14 protein-coding genes and 1 pseudogene are annotated in these 19750 nt (G+C 61.4%); 7 read left to right on the top strand and 8 right to left on the bottom strand.

The annotated features are described in order from the left end of the window. Positions 1–8: 8 nt before the first annotated feature. From H7687_RS09865 to H7687_RS09835, 7 genes are all read right to left on the bottom strand, one after another. Positions 9–470, bottom strand: coding sequence for an SRPBCC family protein (locus tag H7687_RS09865; protein ID WP_183346873.1), 462 nt, complete (start codon positions 468–470; stop codon positions 9–11). A 22-nt stretch (positions 471–492) separates the two neighbouring features. Then, complete coding sequence (locus H7687_RS09860) at positions 493–1089, bottom strand: chemotaxis protein CheD (protein WP_183346872.1); 597 nt, start codon at positions 1087–1089, stop codon at positions 493–495. Between the two features lie 31 nt (positions 1090–1120). Next, positions 1121–3658 (bottom strand): hybrid sensor histidine kinase/response regulator, encoded by a 2538-nt coding sequence (locus tag H7687_RS09855; RefSeq protein WP_183346871.1) that lies wholly within the window; start codon positions 3656–3658, stop codon positions 1121–1123. Between the two features lie 244 nt (positions 3659–3902). Continuing rightward, complete coding sequence (locus tag H7687_RS09850; RefSeq protein ID WP_183346870.1) at positions 3903–6866, bottom strand: NAD-glutamate dehydrogenase domain-containing protein; 2964 nt, start codon at positions 6864–6866, stop codon at positions 3903–3905. A 199-nt stretch (positions 6867–7065) separates the two neighbouring features. Next, positions 7066–8706: an anaerobic C4-dicarboxylate transporter gene (locus tag H7687_RS09845; RefSeq protein WP_183346869.1), complete on the bottom strand. Its 1641-nt coding sequence runs from the start codon at positions 8704–8706 to the stop codon at positions 7066–7068. Between the two features lie 589 nt (positions 8707–9295). Then, positions 9296–10711 carry a sigma-54-dependent transcriptional regulator gene (locus H7687_RS09840; RefSeq protein WP_183346868.1) on the bottom strand — a complete coding sequence of 472 codons (1416 nt, stop codon included), beginning with the start codon at positions 10709–10711 and terminating at the stop codon, positions 9296–9298. Continuing rightward, positions 10708–12480: a transporter substrate-binding domain-containing protein gene (locus H7687_RS09835; RefSeq protein WP_183346867.1), complete on the bottom strand. Its 1773-nt coding sequence runs from the start codon at positions 12478–12480 to the stop codon at positions 10708–10710. Before H7687_RS09835 ends, H7687_RS09840 begins: the two co-directional genes overlap by 4 nt. Before the next feature lie 193 nt (positions 12481–12673). On the opposite strand from H7687_RS09835, the gene H7687_RS09830 reads away from it, so the two are divergent. Together H7687_RS09830 and H7687_RS09825 are read left to right on the top strand one after the other, a co-directional pair. Continuing rightward, a complete protein-coding gene (locus tag H7687_RS09830) occupies positions 12674–14572 on the top strand; it encodes a methyl-accepting chemotaxis protein (RefSeq protein ID WP_183346866.1) in 1899 nt (632 codons plus the stop codon). Between the two features lie 587 nt (positions 14573–15159). Next, positions 15160–15786, top strand: a complete 627-nt coding sequence (locus H7687_RS09825; protein WP_183346865.1) for a fibronectin type III domain-containing protein — start codon at positions 15160–15162, stop codon at positions 15784–15786. 325 nt (positions 15787–16111) lie between these two features. Here H7687_RS09825 and H7687_RS09820 read toward each other — a convergent pair whose 3' ends face one another. Beyond that, a complete protein-coding gene (locus tag H7687_RS09820; RefSeq protein ID WP_183346864.1) occupies positions 16112–16267 on the bottom strand; it encodes a tyrosine-type recombinase/integrase in 156 nt (51 codons plus the stop codon). A 29-nt stretch (positions 16268–16296) separates the two neighbouring features. Between H7687_RS09820 and H7687_RS22255 the strand changes: the two are divergent. The 5 genes and pseudogenes from H7687_RS22255 to H7687_RS09795 all read left to right on the top strand — a co-directional run. Then, positions 16297–16518, top strand: a pseudogene (locus tag H7687_RS22255) (IS91 family transposase); the annotation flags it as partial. A gap of 311 nt (positions 16519–16829) precedes the next feature. Beyond that, positions 16830–17159 (top strand): hypothetical protein, encoded by a 330-nt coding sequence (locus tag H7687_RS09815; RefSeq protein WP_183346863.1) that lies wholly within the window; start codon positions 16830–16832, stop codon positions 17157–17159. A 40-nt stretch (positions 17160–17199) separates the two neighbouring features. Beyond that, on the top strand, positions 17200–17649 hold the full coding sequence (locus H7687_RS09810; protein ID WP_198424624.1) for an Imm63 family immunity protein: 450 nt from the start codon (positions 17200–17202) through the stop codon (positions 17647–17649). Between the two features lie 78 nt (positions 17650–17727). Continuing rightward, positions 17728–18165 (top strand): DUF4826 family protein, encoded by a 438-nt coding sequence (locus H7687_RS09805; protein ID WP_183346862.1) that lies wholly within the window; start codon positions 17728–17730, stop codon positions 18163–18165. A 624-nt stretch (positions 18166–18789) separates the two neighbouring features. After that, entirely contained in the window at positions 18790–19662 is an 873-nt protein-coding gene (locus H7687_RS09795; RefSeq protein ID WP_183346860.1) for a metallophosphoesterase, read from the top strand. Positions 19663–19750 lie beyond the last annotated feature (88 nt).

Raw genomic sequence — 19750 nt, 5'->3', positions numbered from 1 at the left:
CCCCTGGTCTACACGGGAAAGCCCAGTTCCCGGGCTAGGGCTTCGCGGCGGTAGTCGAAGATGCCGCGCACCCGGCGCGCCACCAGGGGCGCCGCGACCCGCCCCAGGGGCCCGAAGGGGAGCACGTAGTGCACCAGGTCGGTCATCAGCGTCCCCTGCGGCGTCTCCGTGAAGATGTGCTGGTGATGCCACATCCGGTACGGCCCGAAGCGCTGTTCGTCCACGAAGAAGTACGGCTCCTGCATGTGGGTGATCTCGGTGACCCAGTTGACCGCCATCCCGAGAAAGGGGGTCACCGTGTAGGTGACGATCATGCCGGCGTGCATCTTATCGGGAAGCTCCCCGGTGATCTTGAAGCCGAGGTTGGGCGGTGTTATGCGCGGCAGGTTGCCCGGGTGCACGAAAAACTCCCAGGCCTGTTCCGGTGACAGGGGCAGCAGCTGTTCCTGCTTCATCAGGTACATCTTCATCAGCTGGTCCTTCCTTTCCCGTTTACCACAGGTCGACCTCGGTGAGCGCGGCCTGTTGCTGCTCGATCGCCTTCTGCCAGCAGTAGCGGTCGCGTTCGGCCAGTTTGCTGCTGCGGCTTGAATCGACCTTGCGGCGGTGCACGGAAAAGTCGCCGTTGGAGAAGTGGATCACCCTCCCGAAGTCCCCGCCGATGTCCATGGCGTCGATCGGTATCCGTTCCTTTTCCAGGTACTGCAGGATGAAGCGGCAGTTCACCTGCCCCACGCAGAAGAAGTTGTCGGTGACCGCGCCCGGGTTGATGATGGTGGCTCCCCCGAAGATCTTGGCCCTGATCCGGAAGCGGTCGGTCCCGTTGGCCATCATGGCGTTGATCAAGAGGTCCATGGCATGGATGCCGTAGCGCCCCGCGTCGGTGATGTTGAGCGGCAACTCCTTGGAGTAGCGCGGGTTGCTCAGCATGAAGTGGTTCATGCCGATCAGACGCCGGCCCGGGTCGTACAGGCACGCGGCGATGCAGGAGCCGAGCAGGGTGGTGATCACCCCGGGCTTCCCGGTGACGTAGAATTCGCCCGGCGCGATGGTGACCCGCTCGCCGTTTTGGTATTTCTCGACCTTCATGCCCCACCCGCCGCGTAGCTGGCGACCCGCGTCAAGGCTCTTGCCGCTTGGCCAGCATTTCCGAGAGCTTCCTCTTGAGCTTTTCCATTTCCAGGGGCTTCTGGATGTAGTGCATCCCGGCCTCTATCACCCCGCGCTGGATCACGTTGTCGGAGGTGTGCCCGGACATGAAGAGCACCTTCATCTCCGGCAGGCTATCCCTGATCCGCTCCGACAACTCCCTGCCGTTCATCTCCGGCATCACCACGTCGGTCAGCACCAGGTCGATCTCGGCGCCGCGCTGCCGGCTGATCTCCAGCGCCTCCAGGGGGCTCTGCGCCTGGATCACCTTGAGCCCCATCTCCTCGAGGAGCCTCGTGGTGAGCCACAAAAGCATCTCCTCGTCCTCGACCAGCAGGATCGTCCCCGACAGCGGGGCGTCCTCGGGGCGGTCCCCCTGCGGCGCCGCCGGGCTCTCCTGGAGGCGGGGCAGGTAGATCTTGAACACGGCACCCTGGCCCGGCTCGCTGTAGACGTTGATGAAGCCGCCGTTTTGGGTGACGATGCCGTACACCGTGGCGAGGCCCAGTCCGGTCCCCTTGCCCTGTCCCTTGGTGGTGAAGAAGGGCTCGAAGACGTGGGCGGCGGTCGCCTTGTCCATGCCATGGCCGGTGTCGCTCACGGTAAGCTGCACGTAGTCCCCCGGCCTCGCCTCGGGATGCAGGTAGGCGTAGTGGCTGGGGATCCTGACGTTGCCGGTCTCGATGGTGAGACTGCCCCCCTCGGGCATGGCGTCGCGGGCGTTCACCGCGAGGTTCATCAGGATCTGGTCCACCTGCGACGGGGCGATCAGGACGCTCCAGAGCTCGGGGCCGGGATGGAAGGAGAGCTTCACGTCCTCGCTGATCAGCCTGGTCAGGATCTTGATGGAGTCCTCGATGAGCCGGTTCAGCTGCACCGGTTTGGGCGACACCACCTCCTTGCGGGAGAAGGCCAACAGCTGCCTGGTGATGTCGCCGGAGCGCCTGGCGGCGTTGATGATCAGCTCCAGGTATTGCCCGATCGGCTCGCCGTCCTCGAGCTTGCGCTTGGAAAGCTCGGCGGCGCCGGAGATGACGCTCAGCATGTTGTTGAAGTCGTGGGCCACCCCGCCGGCCAGACGGCCGATCGACTCCATCTTCTGCGACTGGCGGAACTGCTCTTCCAGGTGCCTGCGTTCGGTGGTGTTGATGAAGGCCACCACGGCCCCCACCACCCTTGCCTCCTTCACCTGGGGGTAGGACCAGTACTCAACCGGGAAGCTGCTGCCGTCGGCGCGCCAGAACACCTCGTCTTCCACGTGGCTCCCCTTGCCCTGCAACATGCTGTTGTGGGCGCTGCACTCCTCCTGGGGCATGGGGCGGCCGTCGGGGTAGCTGTGGTGCATGATGTCGTGGATGTTCTTGCCCAAAAGATCGCTGTCGCTTTGGTAGCCCAGCATCCTCAGGCAGGCCCGGTTGCAGAAGGTGCAGATGCCGTCGACGTCGATGCCGTAGATCGCCTCGCCGGTGGAATCCAGCAGCAGCCTGAGCCGCTCCTCGCTCTCCCTGAGCGCCTCCTCCGCCTGCCAGCGCTCGGTGATCTCCTCCTCCAGAAGCGCCGCCTGCTCCTGCAGCGATTCCTGGGCCGCCTGGCGCTCGGAGATTTCCTCTTCCAAAAGCGCGGCCTGCTTCTTGATCTCCTCCTCGGCGTGCTTGCGCTCCTCGATTTCGACCTTGAGGTTGTAGAGCGTGTAGGACATCCCCAGCACCAAAAGGAGCGAGATCGCCTTCAACAGGTACAGGCGCCAGTCTGTGCGCCCCTGGTAGCGGGTTACCCGCAGCATCACCCCGCTCTCCGGATCGGTGACCGCCCACTCCTTGGCGAAGTGCCGGTCCAGGGGCGCGGCATGCGGCATGGTGGCCAAAAGGCGGCCGTTTGGGTCGGTGAGGCTCAGGTGGTACAGGCGCTGCTGGGTATGGGCGATCAGCTGCTGCAGGAGCCTGTCGCAGGAATAGATCCCTCCGAAGAGCCCGAGGAAGGTGTCCCCGCGGTACACCGGGACCCAGACCTCGAAGGAGGCGCGGCCCTGGATGGCCTCGAAGGGGCGGGTATAGACCGGCTTGCGCAGTTGCTTGGCCAGGGCCGAGGCCCGCTTGGGCTCGGGGAGGTTCAGCTGCAGGCCGACGATCTGCTGGTTCTGTGCCAGCGGCGCCACGTCGGTGATGAAGAAGTCGGCGTCGACCCAGGTGATGTTGATCAGCTGGGGGTGGGCCTGCACGTACTGCCCGGCGCGCTCCTGGAAAAGCTCGTGGGTGAGTTTGCCCGAGGCCCGGTCCAGGGCCAACAGCCCCAGGTAGCTCGCGTCCCCTTCCAGGGTCAGTTGCAGCGATCCGCTGAAGGTCCGCGCCCTGCTGGCCAGGTCGCTTTGCTTCGCCTTGAGGTTGTTGCCTTCGGTGAACCAGACTATCAGGCCGAACACGACCAGGAAGGTGGCGAACAGGATGGCGCTGTAGCGTACCGCCGCCGAGCGGTTGCGTGGGTGGGGATGTGGGCCGTTGAGGTAAGACACTGCGTTCCTCCGGAAGATCGGTGCGATGCGCTCCTCATCGGCAGTTGGCCAGAAAGGTTGAGCCCCGGTGTTGTTCGGACGCCGGCTCTTCCCCTCCCCTGACGGGAGGGGACGCGGTTGAGCGGGGGCGGCCCGCGCGCAACTTAATGATAATAGCAGCAAAACCTTGTTGCACAAACGAAAGCAGCCCGCCGTTGCCGGCGGGCTGGTAAGGGTGCCGCGGTGAGGGAAGGGGGACGGGGGCTCAGGCGGCGAAGTTGCGGTCGATGTGCAGCCGCAGGATGTCCTCGAACTCGGTTTCCTGGTCGCCCCGGTACACCATGGAGGAGCCCAACTCCGCCGCCAGGATGGCGCAGAGGTACTTCTGGGGCAGGGTCGCGATCCTGCGGCGGTACAGCGCCTTGTCGGCCACCAGCGCGGGGAGGTGCGCCAGGATCACCCGGCGAAACGGCGCCTGCGCCAAAAGTTCGGGGCGCCCCTGGAAGAAGCGGAACAGGCGCGCGTAGTGGCCGTTGATCTCGGTGCTGATGGCGTCGGAGATCTCGGTGCAGGGGCGCGCCGGGCTCTCGCGGTGGCGCTTGAGGATCAGCCGCGCCTCGTCGGCGGCCCGCTTTTCCAGTATGGCGATCACCCCGGCCACGTACTCCTCCTTGTCGGCCAGGAACTCGCTGTCCTTCATGAGCAGGTTGGCGATGATCTCGTAGGAGGAGGAGATCACGCCGCACTTGTTGGCCGAGGCGTCGCGCATGATGATGACGCCCCGTTTCTGCAAGAGCTCCCGCGCCTGCGGGGTGATGAAGGAGTTGGCCCCCTCGATGATGGCCCGCGCCGAAGGGGTGCCGTCGGGGAGGAAGAAGCGCTCCCAGTTGCCGGCGTCGATGGTTTCCGGGCGCCCGCCGCCGGGGATGAACAGGTCGGCCTCGGTGGTGAAGACCAGGTCCCCGAACTCGCGCGAGAACTCGTCGATGGAGATCCACTGCTCGCAAAGGCCGTCCGCCCCCATGGTCACCTTGCGGTACAGGGTCTTCAGCCCCTCGGTCCTGCTGCCGCTTCTAAAGAGCATGAAGCCCCCTTCGTGCAGCGCCTGCGGGTTGAAGCCGTCCAGGTCCTCCTTGAGGAGCATGCGCGACAGTTCGCCGTGGCGCGCACCCTGCGGATCGAACAGCGCCGCGGTGCCGTCCAGGATCAGGCGGATCTGCATCCTCGGGTAGCGCTCCAGCATGATGCGCATGGCGTTGCCCGCCACGTCCCCGTTGGGGCCGCCGGTGAACTTGACGCTGAAGGCGTCGTGCACCATGTCGATGCCCAGGTCCGCCATGGTGATCTCCGCGAAGCGGACCACGCCGGTCGAGGTGACCCCGAACTCCTTGTGGTTGATCCCCACCTTCTTGCTGGACATGATGCCGATGCCCAGGAGGTAGCCGCGCTCCTTGGAGATGCGGGCGATGCTCTCGATCATGGCATCGTGCATGTTCTCGTCCGGCCCGAGCTCGATCGGCTCGTCCTCACGGTAGTAGTCCACCACCGCCGGGAGCCTGGCCACGCCGTGGTCGGTGACGAAGATGTCCAAAAAGGCGTTGGCGACGCCGTACTGCAGCTTGTACAGGCGCAACACCTCCTGGTCGCGCTCGCCGCTTCTCTGCAGGTCTCCCGCGTCCAGGATCAGCACCAGTTTCGAGCCACCCTCGTAGATGTCCTTGTTCTTCAGGTGCTGGGTGTGGGCCAGGACGAAGTTCTCCCGGAAGATGGTGTTGGCGTTGGTGATGAAGTCGTCGCCGTTTCTGGCGATGACGGTGCGCCAGCCGCCGCGGGCGATGTCCGAGAAGCCGATGTGGTAGCCGAAACCGAAGCGGCTGAAGAAGAAGGTGACCCGGAAGGGGAGGGCGGAGGGGAGGTCCGAGGTGAAGTCCGCACCCAGTTCGGTCAGGTAGGAGGGATCGAGCCGGAAGGCGAGCGCCTGTTTTTGCAGCACGTAGAAGTTGGTCTTCAGGGTGTGCTTGATGAAGATGAGGCAGCAGCGGAAGATGGCGCGGCGCACCTCGTCCAGGTAGCGGTGCCCGGTGTTGTAGTCGGAGACCAGCCGCTCGGTCTCCTCGAGCTTCTCGGCGTAGCGCGTCGCCCGCTCGTTGACGGCCGGGTCGAAGCGGACCGAGAAGAGCTCGGCCAGTTGCAGGGCGATCTCGGGGTGCGCGAAGAAGGCGCTCTTCACGTCGTCCAGGCCGAAACGGTCCGGCTGGTTGTGGGCGAGGTTGGTGTGGGTGAAAGCGATGAAGGCGTTGATGAGCGACCCCTCCCTGCCGCTGAAGGTCCCGCGGGTGACGAAGTCGCGGTAGGCGATCGAGGTGGTGGCGAGGATCTGGGTGTTGCACAGCTCGTCCTTCAGGCGGCTGAACAGTTCGCTGTCGCGGGAGAGCACGTGGCCGTCGCGGCGGCGCACGTAGAAGGTCCCCAGGAAGTAGGGGTGGGTGCCGTTGGAGATGGTGAGGCAGTAGGCGCGGTTCACCCCCAGGTCCAGGCGGTTGAAGACCTCCATCACCTGGAGCAGGAAGTCGTTTTGCGGCGGGTTGCCCACCGCGAAGTGGATGCGCGATTCACGCCCCCCCTCCATCTCCTCGACGTCCAGGTAGAGCCCGCCGGCCTTGACCCCCTTCTGGTACAGGTTGACCACCTGGGCCACCCGCTCCGGCCATGCCATGCGCACGTACTTCTCGTTGTTGAGCCAGAGCATGCGCAGCAGGCGGTCGAGTTCCCCCATGACGAAGTCGGGGTAGCTTTGGCGCAGCGAGGCGGCGACCTTGGCGCGGATCCCCGCCGGGATGACCACGTCCCCGCCGTCCTGGATCTCCTTGTTGCTCTTTCTATCGAACTCGAAGCGCTGGATCTCCAGGGTGCGGTCGCTGCCGGGGAGCGGGCTCTCCGAGTGGGCGATCATGGCGTAGGAGATCTCGCGTTCCGGGATGCGGCGCAGCGTGTCGTACAGCGACCCCGGCACGTTGGGGAGCGCCTGGATCAGGCACTTGTCCCGGTCCGCGAGCACCAGCCGGCGGTTGTGGGCCAGCGTCGCCATCTCGCGCTCCAGCATGGCCATCGCCTCGGGCTCGTCCTTCATGGCGATGAAGAAATAGGGGGGGAACTGCTCCATTAGCCAGCTGCGGTTCTCCATGGTAGCGGCGCTCAGTCTCTTCAATGCGGCGGTAGTGGTTTTCATTGCTCGTTACTCCCTTTCAAAGGAAATTTTTGGGTAATTGTCGATCCCGCTCCCATCCTCCCTCTCCCTCTGGGAGAGGGGCGGGGTGAGGGTGCCTGTTCTCTCCTGCTACGTCTCTCGTTGCCTATGGCATCGCCCTCACCCGGCCTGCGGCCACCCTCTCCCGGTGGGCGAGGGGATGGGGAGGGAGCTTAAGCGGCTAGAACATCAGCTTCACCAGCAGAAACCCGATGCCGATGGACGAGAAGGTGGCGACCAGCCCCGGGATCATGAAGCTGTGGTTCAGCACGTAGCGCCCGATGCCGGTGGTGCCGGTGCGGTCGAAGTTGATGGCGGCGACCACGGTCGGGTAGTTGGGGATGAAGAAGTAGCCGTTCACCGCCGGGAACATGGCGATCAGGAACGGTGCCGGTATGCCCAGGCTGATCCCCAGCGGCATGAGCGCCCGGACCGTGGCGGCCTGGCTGTAGAGCAGGATGGAGAGGACGAACAGGGCGAAGGCGAAGAGCCACGGGGCGGTGGTGACCATCCCCTTGATGGAGCCGCTCAAAAACTCCATGTTCCCCTGGAAGAAGGTGTCACCCATCCAGGCGATGCCGAAGATGGCGATGACCGCCTGGATGCCCGCGATGAAGACGCTCCCCTCGACCACGCGGGACACCTTCACCTTGCACAGAAGCAGCATGAGCGCCGCGATGGTCAGCATGACGATCTCGATCACGTGCGGCATACCCATCTTCTCCTTGTTCTGGGCGGGGCGCTTGTCATCGAACTTCACGATGTGGTAGCCGAACGGGGTCTTGATCACCTCGGTGAGGTCGCCCGGCTTCTTCAGTTTCGCGCAGGCCTTCTCGAACTCCGGGATCATCTTCCCTTTGGCCTGCCAGCCGAGGTCGCCGCCGGTCGTCGCAGTGGCGTCGACGGAGCATTGTTTGGCGACGTCTGAGAAGTTGCCGCCTGATTTCAGCTGGGCGAGCACCTGTTTCGCCTCGGTCTCGCTCTTCACCACGATGTGGCTGATGCGGGTGTCGCTCCCCACGCTCCACTCCGGGCGCATCTGCGGGAAGGAGCCGAAGAGGACCACCAGGATGGTCCCCACCAGGAACAGGGCCACCGCCACCTTGGCGCTCGCCGGCGTATTGGCGATCGCCTCGTTCACCTTGGCGCTGTCCGCACCGGCGTTGCGCGGCGGGGGGACCAGCCCTTCCTGCAGGCGTTTCTGGTACTCCGGATCCTTGTCCAGGTCGCGGCCCATCTTGTTGGAGACGAAGGCGGCGATGATGACGCCGATGAAGGTGGAGGGGATACAGACCTTGAGGATGTCGATCAGTTCCACGTTGAAGCCGAACTTTGCGGCCGATCCACCCAGAAGGCCAAGCAGAGCCACCGTCGCCGCCGCGATGGGGCTTGCCGTGATGGCCTGCTGCGAGGCGATCACCGAGATCGACATGGGGCGCTCCGGGCGGACGCCGGTCTCGCGCGCCACCTCGGCGATCACCGGGAGCACCGAGTAGGCCACGTGTCCGGTCCCCGCGAAGAGGGTGAAGAAGTAGGTGACCATCGGTCCCAGGAAGGTGATCCGGTCCGGGTTGTTCCTGAGGATCCTTTCCGCCAGCGAGACCAGGTAGTCCAGACCGCCCGCCGCCTGCAGCACGCCTGCGGCGGTCACCACCGCGGCGATCATCAGCATCACGTCGATAGGGGGTGCCGTCGGTTGCAGGTGGAACAGGAACGTGAGCACGGCGAGACCCAGGCCCCCCATGACCCCGAGGCCGATGCCGCCCAGCCTTGCTCCGACGAAGATAGCTGCCAGTACCACTGTGAACTCTAGCCAGAACATGATGATTCTCCCCTCTGAGATGGTCGGGCGCAGTATCGCCCATGACCGGTACATAGCATCGGCGATGCCAAGAGGGGTCTGGAGCCGGAAAGGTCCTGGAATCGGCAGCTTATCGTGGTGTGATGAGGTCGCTGCTTCTCATGAGGGGTATGCCGCAGGGAATAGGGGGGAAGGATCGAGCGAGGAATGGTACGAAGTTACGGCCAGTTAGGGGGATGTATGACAATCGTCATAGTATGCCCAAGGGAATACCCCTATGAGCAGAAGGGACAGGCTCCGTCAGGTGCCTGTCCCTATAGCGGAACGCTCTTTCAGCTCAGCCAGCTGCCAACGGTATTTCCCTGGTTCCCAAGCTCCAGCTTGGGAACGCTCTTTCAGCTCAGCCAGCTTTCCTGGTTCCCAAGCTCCAGCTTGGGAACCCCATATGGCGCAAAGCTCCAGCTTTGCATCCGATGGAAGTTGGAGCTTCGCAGAGGCTTTGCGTTCCCAAGGTGGACCTTGGGAACGAGATCAAAGGCAAAGGGGACAGGCACCTGACGAGGAGATCAAAGGGGACAGGCACCTGACGGAGCCAGTCCCCCTTCCGCGATCATTCCCCCCGCTGCTGCTTCAACCTCTTGCTCAGCGTAGGCTGCGACACCCCCAGCAGCCGCGCCGCAATGGACTGGTTCCCCTCCGCCCGCCTGACCGCCTCGGCCACCAGCAAATCGATCGCCTCGGTGAACCCCGGCAGCCGGTCCACCCCGAAAAAGGGATTCTCCGAAGGCTCCGCCGGCTGCTCCGCGGCCGCCTGCACCGGCCGCTCCCCGATGGCGCGCACGAAGGCCTCCATGGAGAGCACGCCCCCCTGGTGCAGGCTGACCGCGTCGTAGACCATCGCCTTCAGCTCGCGCACGTTGCCCGGGAAATCGTAGGTGGACAAAAGCACGGCGAGCTCTTTGGGCAGGGTCGGCTTCTTCTTGCCGAACTCCCGCGCCGCCAGCCCCAGGAAGTGGTCCAGCAGCAGCGGTATGTCGTCCTTTCTCTTCCTCAACGGCGGGACGTGCAGGTGGTGCGCCCGCAGACGGTAGTAAAGGTCGTTCCGGAACTGCCCCGCCGCCTGCCGCGCCGCCAGGTCCTGGTGCGTCGCCACCACCACCCGCGCCCGGATGCGCCGGGGGCGGTCGCTGCCGATCGGATAGTATTCACCCTCCTGCAAGAGCCGCAACAGCTTCACCTGGGAGCCAAGGCTCAGGTCCCCGATCTCGTCCAGGAACAGGGTGCCGTCGGCGGCCTGCTCGATCATCCCCTTTCTCGCCTCGCCCGCGCCGGTATAGGCCCCCTTCACGTGCCCGAACAGGGTGTCCGAAACCATGGCGTCGTCCAGTCCCGCCACGTTCACCGCCACCAGCTCCCCCTTCCTGCCGGAAAGCCGGTGCAGGGCGGCAACGATCAGTTCCTTGCCGACGCCGCTCTCCCCGGTCACCAGGATGGGCTGGGAAGAAAGCGCCACCGCCTCGACGTACTGGAAGATGGAACGCATCCCCTTGTCGCCGGTCACGATGTCCCGAAACGCCTCCGGGTGCTCCAGCCGGTCGTAGAGGAACCGGTTTCTCAGTTCCCGGTTCTCCAGCTGCAGCTCCTTCTCCCGGACCGCCCGCTTCACCCCCTTGACGATGCGACCCTCCTCGGCGGTCTTCACGTAGTAGTCGAAGGCGCCGCTTCTCATGCAGTGCACCGCGGTCTCCAGCTGGTTCAGGCCGCTCACGATGATCACCGTCACCTCGGGATGCTCCTCCGCGATCCGCTCCAGGAGTTCCTCCCCGGAGAGGTGCGGCATGGTGAGGTCGAGCAGCACCACGCCCACCGCGTGCTCGGTCATCATCTTCAGGGCCTCGCGGCTGTCCGCGCAGGTGATGATGTTGGTGAGCCCGGCGCGCTCCAGGGTGATGCTCATGGAATAGAGCCAGTCCGGTTCGTCGTCCACCAGCAGGATGCTGAAGGATGGATAGAGGGTGGTGGTCATGCTGTCGACTCCTTGTCGGGCACCGTGAAGGTGAGCCGTGCCGTGGTGCCTGCGCCGGGGGCGGAGCTGAAGGAGAGCTCGCCGCCGTGCTCCTTGACGATGCCGCTCGACACCGACAGCCCGAGGCCGGTGCCGCCGCTGTCGCGCTTGGTGGTGAAGAAAGGATCGGTGAGGCGCGGCAGGTGCTCCGGCGCGATCCCGGTCCCCTGGTCCCGCACCTCGAGGATCACCTGCCTCCTGTCAGCCTCGAACCAGGTGAGAAGCTCGATGCCCCGCTCCGGCGAGGGAAGCGCCTGGCAGGCGTTCACCAGCAAGTTCACGATCACCTGTTCGATGCGCTGGGCGCTGCCGTTGAGCATCGGGATGCCGGCCCCGAGGCTCACGCTGAAATGTGCCGTGCTCTTCTCCACCAGGTTGGCCAGCAGGCGCAGCGCCGCCTGCACCGTCTCGTTGAGGTCGAATTCCGCCGCCTGTCCCGGCTCCTGCTGTCTCGCGAAATCCTTCAAGTCCTCGACGATCAGCTTCACCCGCCGCGACCCCTCCTGCATCTGCTGCATCAGCTTGGGAAGCGCTTCGCGCATGCGCGAGTAAGCGAGCCCCCCGAACTCGAAGTCGCCGTTTTTCTCGTAGTATTCCTCCAGGATCGGCTCCGCGTCCCGGAACGCCTCCATCACCACCGGCAGGTTCAATAGGATCAGGCCGTTGGGGTTGTTGATCTCGTGCGCCACGCCGGAGACCAGGATGCCCAGCGCCGCCATCTTGTCGGCCTGGACCAGCTGCTGCTGCCGGTTTCTCAGTTCCTCCTCGGCATGGCGGCGCTCCTCCACCTCGCGGGTCAGTTCTGCCGTACGCGCCGCCACCTCGCGCCCCAGGGTGCGCGACCAGAGCACGGCGCCGCCGGCCACAAGGATCAGCGGCAGCACCACCACCGCCCCGTACCTGAACACCTCGCTCCAGGACAGCCCCGGCGGTTCCAGGACCCCGAGCCACCTGTTGTAGATCCTCTGGTACTCCCCGGTGTTCTTCAGGATGGCGAGCCCCTCGTTGAAACGCGCCAACAGCGCCGCGTTCCCCTTCTTCACCGCAAAGCAGTACTGCTGCGCCGATACCGGGTCGCCCACCGCTTCCAGGTTGGAAAGGCCCAGCTCCCGGATCAGGTACAGGCCGGGGAGTTTCGCCATGACCGCAAAGTCGTGCTTTCCCGACGCCAGCGCGCGCAGCACGTCGGCATGGGTGGGGACCGGGATGACCCTGGCGCCGATGCGCTGTGCCGCCAGGAACTCCTGCATGATACCGTCGTTGAGCACCAGGACCTCCTTGCCGCGCAGGTCAGCCAGGGTGGGATGCCTGTTCCCCCCTTTGCGGGCGAAGATGGAGTGGTGCACGATGGTGTGCGGCGGCGAGAAGTCTACGCTTTTGGCGCGCTCCTCCGAGTAGGACATCCCCTCCAGCAGGTCGACGTCCCCTCTGACCAGGTCCTGGCGCCTCTCCGACCACGCCCCCAGCCTGATTTCGACCTTGAGCCCCATCACCCGTGCCACGGCGCGGGTCAGTTCCACGTTGTAGCCGGTAGGCTTGTCGTCCTTGTCCAGGAACTCATAGGGAGGATAGCTGCGGTCGCCGCCGACGATAACCAGCGACGGAGTGGCATCGGCGCTGTGAACAGGGTTGGCGCCCAATAGGGCGCACAGGGAGAGGAGGGCGGCAAAGAAAAGGCGCAGGGGCCGATAGCGGTGTTTGTGGCGCTCACTGTAGCTGGCTGATGGCATGGATGCAGCTTATCTTTCAAATTCGCCGCTTGCAAGATCATCTGACGTCACCGGCAGGAATAAGACTGCGGCTGATGCATTATTTTGCACCAATGTTGCCTGTTTTGTCGCTTAAAGTCCTCAAGCACATTGCAGGTTGTTCCGAAATGATACGAATGAGAAATCCCTTTAGCAAGAAAACGAGAGGTGGCCTATGAACCTGAGAAACAAGGTGAATCTTACCGTCGTGGTCGCTTTTGCCGTAGCGATCGTTGCCTTGGTCGTTACCGCCACCAGCAGTTCGCGCAAGATCATGGGCACCATGGTGCATGCCTCCCAGGAGTCCCTTGCCAGCGACAACGCCGCCAGCGTCAACTCATGGCTGTTGAGCAAACAGGCCATTATCGCTGCAGGAGCCAAGGAGTTATCCAAGGAGCCGGGACAGTCAAAAGACCAGCAAATGAGCATGGTGAAGCTTTTGGCCGATGCCGGCGGCTTCTCCACCGTCTATCCCGGTTACGAGAACGGCGTGTTCATCTCCTCCGACGGCTGGATCCCCGATGCGGGGTGGGACCACCGCAAGAGGCCGTGGTACGAGAAGGCCAAGGCCGAGATGAAGGTATCCCAGACCGAGCCGTACGTCGATGCCCAGACCGGCAAGACCATCATCTCCTTCATCGCGCCCATCACGGCCGGCGGGAGCTTTACCGGCGTCTTGAGCTCCGACATCATGCTCGACGACGTCATCAAGCAGGTGTTGAACGTGAAGGTCGGCAGCACCGGCTACGCCTTCATCATGGACAAGACCGGGAAGATCCTGGTGCATCCGAAGAAGGAACTGGTGCTCAAGAAGAAGTTCCAGGAAGTGACGTCCGGGCTGGCCGACCTGAGCGCGAAACTTGCGGCCGCTCCCAGCGGGAGCATCGAGTACCAGATGGGGGACGTAGCCAAGATCGCCTCCTACGCGCGCATCCCCGCCGCGGACTGGTACATCTGCGTCACCGCCGACAAGGCCGACGTCTTCGCACCGGTCAACAAGCAGGTGCGGGCGCTCATGATCATCGGCGTCATCTTCCTGGCCGGCGGCATCGCCGTGATCTTCTTTATCGTGATGAGGTTGCTGAGCCCGCTGGGTGTGCTCTGTCACCGTGTTGCCGACCTTGCCGAAGGGGAGGGGGATCTGACCAAGAGGGTCGACGTCGGGCACCGCAGCGACGAGATCGGGCTTCTGGCCGAGAAGCTCAACACCTTCGTGGAGAACATGGGGAGCATCATCTCCCAGATCGCCTCCGCCTCCCGGTCGCTTGCCTCCGAATCCAACGCGCTCACCTCCACCTCGATGTCCATATCCGTGGGCGCCGAGTCCGTGGCCGGGCAGACCGCCACCGTGGCCACCGCCAGCGAGGAGATGGCCGCCACCGCCGCCGACATCGCCAGCAACTGTCACCGTGCCGCCGACAGCGCGCAGCACGCCGCCGACACCACCCAGGAAGGGTTCAAGGTCGTTTCCAGCACCGTGGAAGGGATCCGCTACCGCGGCCGTCAGACCCGCCAGAACGCCGACCGTATCTCCTCACTCGGCGAGCGCTCCGAGCAGATCGGCGCCATAGTGGCGACTATCGAGGACATCGCCGACCAAACCAACCTGCTGGCCCTGAACGCAGCCATCGAGGCCGCCCGCGCCGGCGAGCAGGGGCGGGGTTTTGCCGTCGTCGCCGACGAAGTGCGGGCTTTAGCCGAGCGCACCACCCGCGCCACCAAGGAGATCGGCGACATGATCAAGGCGATCCAGCAGGAGACCAGGGATGCCATCACCTCCATGGAGGAAGGGGTGCGCGGCACCGAGCAGGGCGCCGCCGAGGCCGAGCAGTTGGAGGGGGCACTGAAGAAGATCCTGGAGCAGGTGAACGACGTCACCGCCCAGGTGAGCCAGATTGCCACCGCCGCCGAGGAGCAGGGCGCCACCACCGGTGAGATCACCAACAACATCCAGCAGGTGACCGCCGTGGTCCAGGAGACCGCCAGCGGCGCCCAGGATTCCGCCCAGTCCGCCTCCCGTCTCTCCGAGCTCTCCGGCGAACTGCAGCGCATCGTCGGCAAGTTCAAGCTCTAACAGCAGAAGGGACAGGCTCCGTGAGGTGCCTGTCCCTTTAGCGGCACGCTCCTTTCAGCTCAGCCGCCTTCCTTAAGCAAAAAGGGGACAGGCACCTGGCGGAGCCAGCCCCCTAGCGTCCCCCCTTTGGGAATTCCGGGAAACGCGGAGGTGTTGCCACAAGTGCTCAGACGAACGCAGGTCCCCCCCTTTTGCGAAGGGGGGGCAGGGGGGATTTGAGTGACCTCGCGATGCGCTGAGGACGCTGCCACTCACACCGTAGGGGCGAATAATCATTCGCCCTCTTTTTGCGCCCGCTACGTCAACTCGCCCCAGCACCGCCTCCCGTGCGCCGTGGCCACTGTGATTTCGTGCATGTAGTTTTCAAAAGCGTGATGGGGGTGAGGGTTTCCATCCGCCAGTCAGTAGCGTCATCGCCCCTCCCCATACGCCCGCCATGTGATCCTTAAGCTATCGCCGTTCTTTGCGCCTTCGCGCCTTTGCGTTAATTTTGCTTTCGGTTCTCCTCCCTAAGTTTTGCTCTTGAAATGACCGTTCTGCATGTTACGGTATTGGAGGTTTTTAATTCAGTAAACGGAGGTAAAGCCATGAGTAAAAATCGTGACGGCTGGGGGAAGGACGACGAAATCATCCGCGCATCCGACGATCTCCTCACCAGCTTGAGCAAGGATCCCTCCATCATGCAAAGCATCTATGATGTCTTGCCCAACCAGGAGAAGTTACAAGAGGCCCGTGACCGGCACCGCAGTCTCTTCCACCAGGTTGTGGACGGCGCCCATGACAAGGAGCCGGAACTGGAGGCGGCCCGTAACGACCACATCGCCAAGATGAGCCTCGTCACCGGCATGGCGACCCTCACCGGCAAGCACGACCCGAGCATCCCGCAAAAACTGGGTCTGGTGCATCAGAATGCCGGTAAACGGGGCTCCGCTGCGGGCCTCTCGGTGCCGGGGAACTTCAGGATGATGTACGAGGGGCGCAGCATCATCGCCCGCGGGTCCGCGGTGAAGGGTGCCAGGAGTTACGAGATCTGGGTCTGTGAGGGCGACCCGCTCGCGGAGGCGAGTTGGAGGCACCATGCGACCTCGGGCAAGATCAACAAAATCGAAATAACCGGTCTCACGCCCGGCCGGCTCTACTACTTCAGGATCAGGGCTGTTGGTGCCCGTGACGCAGGGCCTTGGTCCACCTTCATCAGCATGATGGCGATTTAGCTCTCCTCTCCAGTGCCACCATCGACTACCCGCGGGTTCGGTGGTGGCACTCGCCCCCAAACTCCCCCCCCTTGCAGTGCGGTTTGCGAGCATTAGCCGGTAAAATGGTGAAACGTCGCGTCAAAATCAGTAAACGTCCCCATGAAATCGCAAAACGTGCCCCTAAAATCAGAAAACGTGATCGCAAAATCGGAAAACTACCCGACAAAATCGTGAAACGCCATCGTAAAATCACAAAACGTCCCTCGAAAATCGTGAAACGTGATCACAAAATCATGAAACGTGCTCGTAAAATCAGAAAACGCGCCCCTTGTTGCTCGGGCCATCAAAAATCCAACGGGCTTTTCGGTGCTTGCAGCGTCAGGACGGGGACGCAGTGGGTGTAGATCATGGTCGTCTTCAGGCTGGAATGGCCCAGGAGTTTCTGGATGAGGCGAATGTCGTAGTTCGCTTGCAGCAGGTGGGTCGCAGAAAGGTTCATCGGGGAATTCTGGGGACTCAGGTCTGCGTCCCTCCCGATTCCACAAGGTTCGTTACTACGGTCTGTTGAGTCCAGCGAACCGACGGGCTCTAAAGCGGCTGCAGTTGCTGTTGGCGCAAAGGCAACCCAGGGAAAGAGAAGAAGAACCGGTAAGCACGCAGAGCTCGTCAGCGGCATGTCCATGCTGCGCAGGCGTGATGGTTGTTGTCGGCTGGATTTCCAGATCGAGGAGCCCACCAAGGGGCGAGTGAAGGTAGCTGGTAAAACGAAAGGGGCGGCGCGTGGAGTACCAGGCGCATCCCTATAGGTGTGCCCGGACTGGCAAAAATAGTCCTTATAGTTGCCGGAGAAATTGCCTGAAGGTCCAATAAAGGCAGAGATCCCGATCCCTTTGCCACAATCGCTATTGAAATCCTCTCATAAAGACCGTATTATCCACACGCCAAAAACAGAAAACCGGTGCTAAAAATCCAGATAGCCAGCAGGCAGCGGCTTCGTTCAACAAAAGTTTACGCGGCGGCTGCGCGCCGCATAAACTCTGACTCGTTGGAACATGAAATTTATGAAAACAGCAAAAATCATATTGGCTTCGATCATTATTCCACCAGGCACACTGGCCCTCTTGGTGTTGGCAAGTGAAGCCGCAGAAAAAAACGGAATAAAGCAATTAAGCAAGAACATTCACGAAATATTAAACATGCTCACATTCTGGCCTATGTACCTTTACGAGTATGTGATTCCGGAGCCGATCAGTGGGTGGGAAGGCTTCAATAACGACAACGTAGGCAAGTTCATTATTGTTGCTTTAGTGATGTACTCTATCAGTATCTTCTCCATCCTATACTGGAGAATGCGAAGGAGTTCCAACACGCCACTGGAGCCGTCTCGCTGACGCTCGCGGCTCAGCGGCCACACCGTTAGATGGAAGAACAATGATGAAAAAACTAAATGAAATAAAGGCTGAAGTGACACTTCTAGCCAAACTAATTGGCGCTTCGACAAATGATCTGCCGACATATGGCAGAACGAGAGACTTCGGGTACCCGCACATTGAAGTGAACGAGCTTGGATACCACTATGTAGTTGTGGAGCGAGGCCAAGAGCTTGAGAGAAAAACAACCAATGACTACGACGAGTTGCTGTACTGGATCTTCGAAGACGCAACACATAACTTAGCTTTCGCGTACGAGTTAAAAAGTCGAATCGAAGATCAAGACTGCCGGAGAATCGCTTTTCCGAAGCAGATTGAATTGATGACAAGGATCAGTTCAAAAATGGCTGCTCGTTTGAGGGAGGAGATTGCCGAAGTCTTGCGACGCGCACCATACGATGATGAACCAACGAAGGCTGTTAATCGAATGAGGCGAGACAAAGGAATCTAACCACGTCCTTAGACGCCGACCGCCCGAGAAGGCCGGGCGGGCGGGTCAAGGCCGGCCACGTTGGCGAGAAGGAAAATCATGACTGAAGATTATGAAAATCCAGAGATTGAGGAACGGTGGTGTGCAGAGCAACGTTCCCGGGTTGAGGAGTACCTGAAAGAGCAAAACGTTGACCACGGAGAGATTGGAGAGTGGCCAGCATGGCATGTTCCGCCATACGTTGCGATCTGGGCAATAGAAAGCAAGAAAAGCCCAGGTTGGGTTGGGTGGTGGGCCATCACCGGAGACTTGCCGACAGACTATATTTCAGCTGAGATGGTAAAGCATCCAAGAGAAGCGATGCGAAGGTTTGCAGAAGTATGGGGAGAAGTTTCAGGGTACCTGTTGCGAGGCGAATCTCACCCAGCCATTAAGATCGGTACTCCAAAAGACTGGCCAATGCTGGGAGATCTTCTGAAAAGGCGTTCAGAACTTCTCGCGCAGTTTGCAGAGGATGAATCTGTCTGGGAGGAGTGACCGCCAACACGCCACTGGAGCCGACTGCTGACGCTCACGGCTCAGCGGCGAGCCGTTGGGCATGACCTGTATCAACTAACCGTTCTTGAACAAAGAAGATCATGGCAAAATATCTAATTTCATTTCCCAGTGTCGCAATGAATGTACCCGACAGTGAGCGGGAGGCGGTTGGTCGAGATGCTCATGCCGTAATGCGCGAGGCGAAGGAGGCGGGCGTCTACGTTTTCGGCGGTGGTATTGATGAAACAGTACCGCCCGTTCTTGTTTCGGCCAATGGTTCAGTCGCTGAGGGAGGCTACCCATGGGCGCCTCAGCTCAATGGTGGTTTCACTGTACTTGAGCTGCCTTCAAGAAGGGAGGCCATCGCATGGGCCGCACGTATCGCGAGAGCGTGTCGCTGTGATCAGGAGCTTCGAGTATTCGGGTTTGATCCAGAGTCATGAGGTCGGGACAACCAGGAAACTGCCGAACCTGGCATTGATAAATTGATAACTAGAAGAAGGTGTCCCAATCAAGCGCGTAGACCAGGACTTCGCAATCCCTGAGAGTTTGCGGAAAGCTGAAAGGAGCCTGGTGCTCCACCGGTCAAGGCCGAGCCGTTGGCCGAAAAGGAAAGAGAATAATTTGAACCGACGTGACTTTCTAAAATATTCATTTCGAGGCCTAATTGTCGCAACGCTTGGAAAGGGCTATTTCAATTCGACCGGTGCACAGGTTGAACTTGTCCGGGTTCCGGTAAGAATCAAGCAGCTGCCAGCTCCGCTTCAAGGAATGAAGATTGGCCTCCTGACAGACTTTCATTCATCATTCATCGTATCTAAAGATTTGATAAAGGCCGCTGCCGACTTAGTGATGTCGGAACGCCCTGACATTATTGTCCTCACCGGCGATTTCATCTCCGGTTCCACCAAATTCCTTTCAGGTTCCATCGGAGAGTTTAAACTCCAATATTTAGAACGCTGCGCAATCGCCCTCTCACAGTTGAAAGCGCCTATGGGGATTTATGGAGTTTTAGGAAATCACGACTTCTGGAGCGGGTCGGCGTCGGTTAAGGCGATTTGTGACACGCTCAGCAAGCGAGTTGGCGTGACCTGGCTTAGGAACACCAATGTCGAGCTTAAAAAGTCAGGAGCGTCCTTTCACCTTCTCGGTGTCGACGATTATTGGGAATCAAGCTGCTCCCTTTCGGCAGCATGCGAGGGAATAAACAGAGATTCGATCAAGATTCTTCTAAGCCACAACCCAGATATCAACGATGACATTTCTCTTTCAAAAGAGCGCATTGATTTAGTGTTGTCAGGTCATACCCATGGCGGTCAAGTTGTAGTACCGTTTATTGGTCAGCCTGTCATCCCTTCGAAATTCGGACAGAAATATCGTCAAGGTCTGGTTCGAGACGAAGAACGACAGACTTACGTTTCCCGGGGCGTGGGATGTCTACTTGCGCCGGTCAGGCTGAACTGCATGCCTGAAGCAACAGTATTGACACTAACCTGATGCCAACCAGCGGCGACAGCGGTATCCGCTGATGCCCCGCCGCCCGTTTTATGCCTCTCAAAACGTAATCCTCACCATATGGGGAACA

Origin of the sequence: Geomonas paludis (assembly GCF_014193585.1) — a bacterium.
GTDB lineage: Bacteria > Desulfobacterota > Desulfuromonadia > Geobacterales > Geobacteraceae > Geomonas > Geomonas paludis.
Note: the sequence above shows the minus strand (reverse complement) of the source record. Positions and strands in the feature narration are given on the sequence as shown.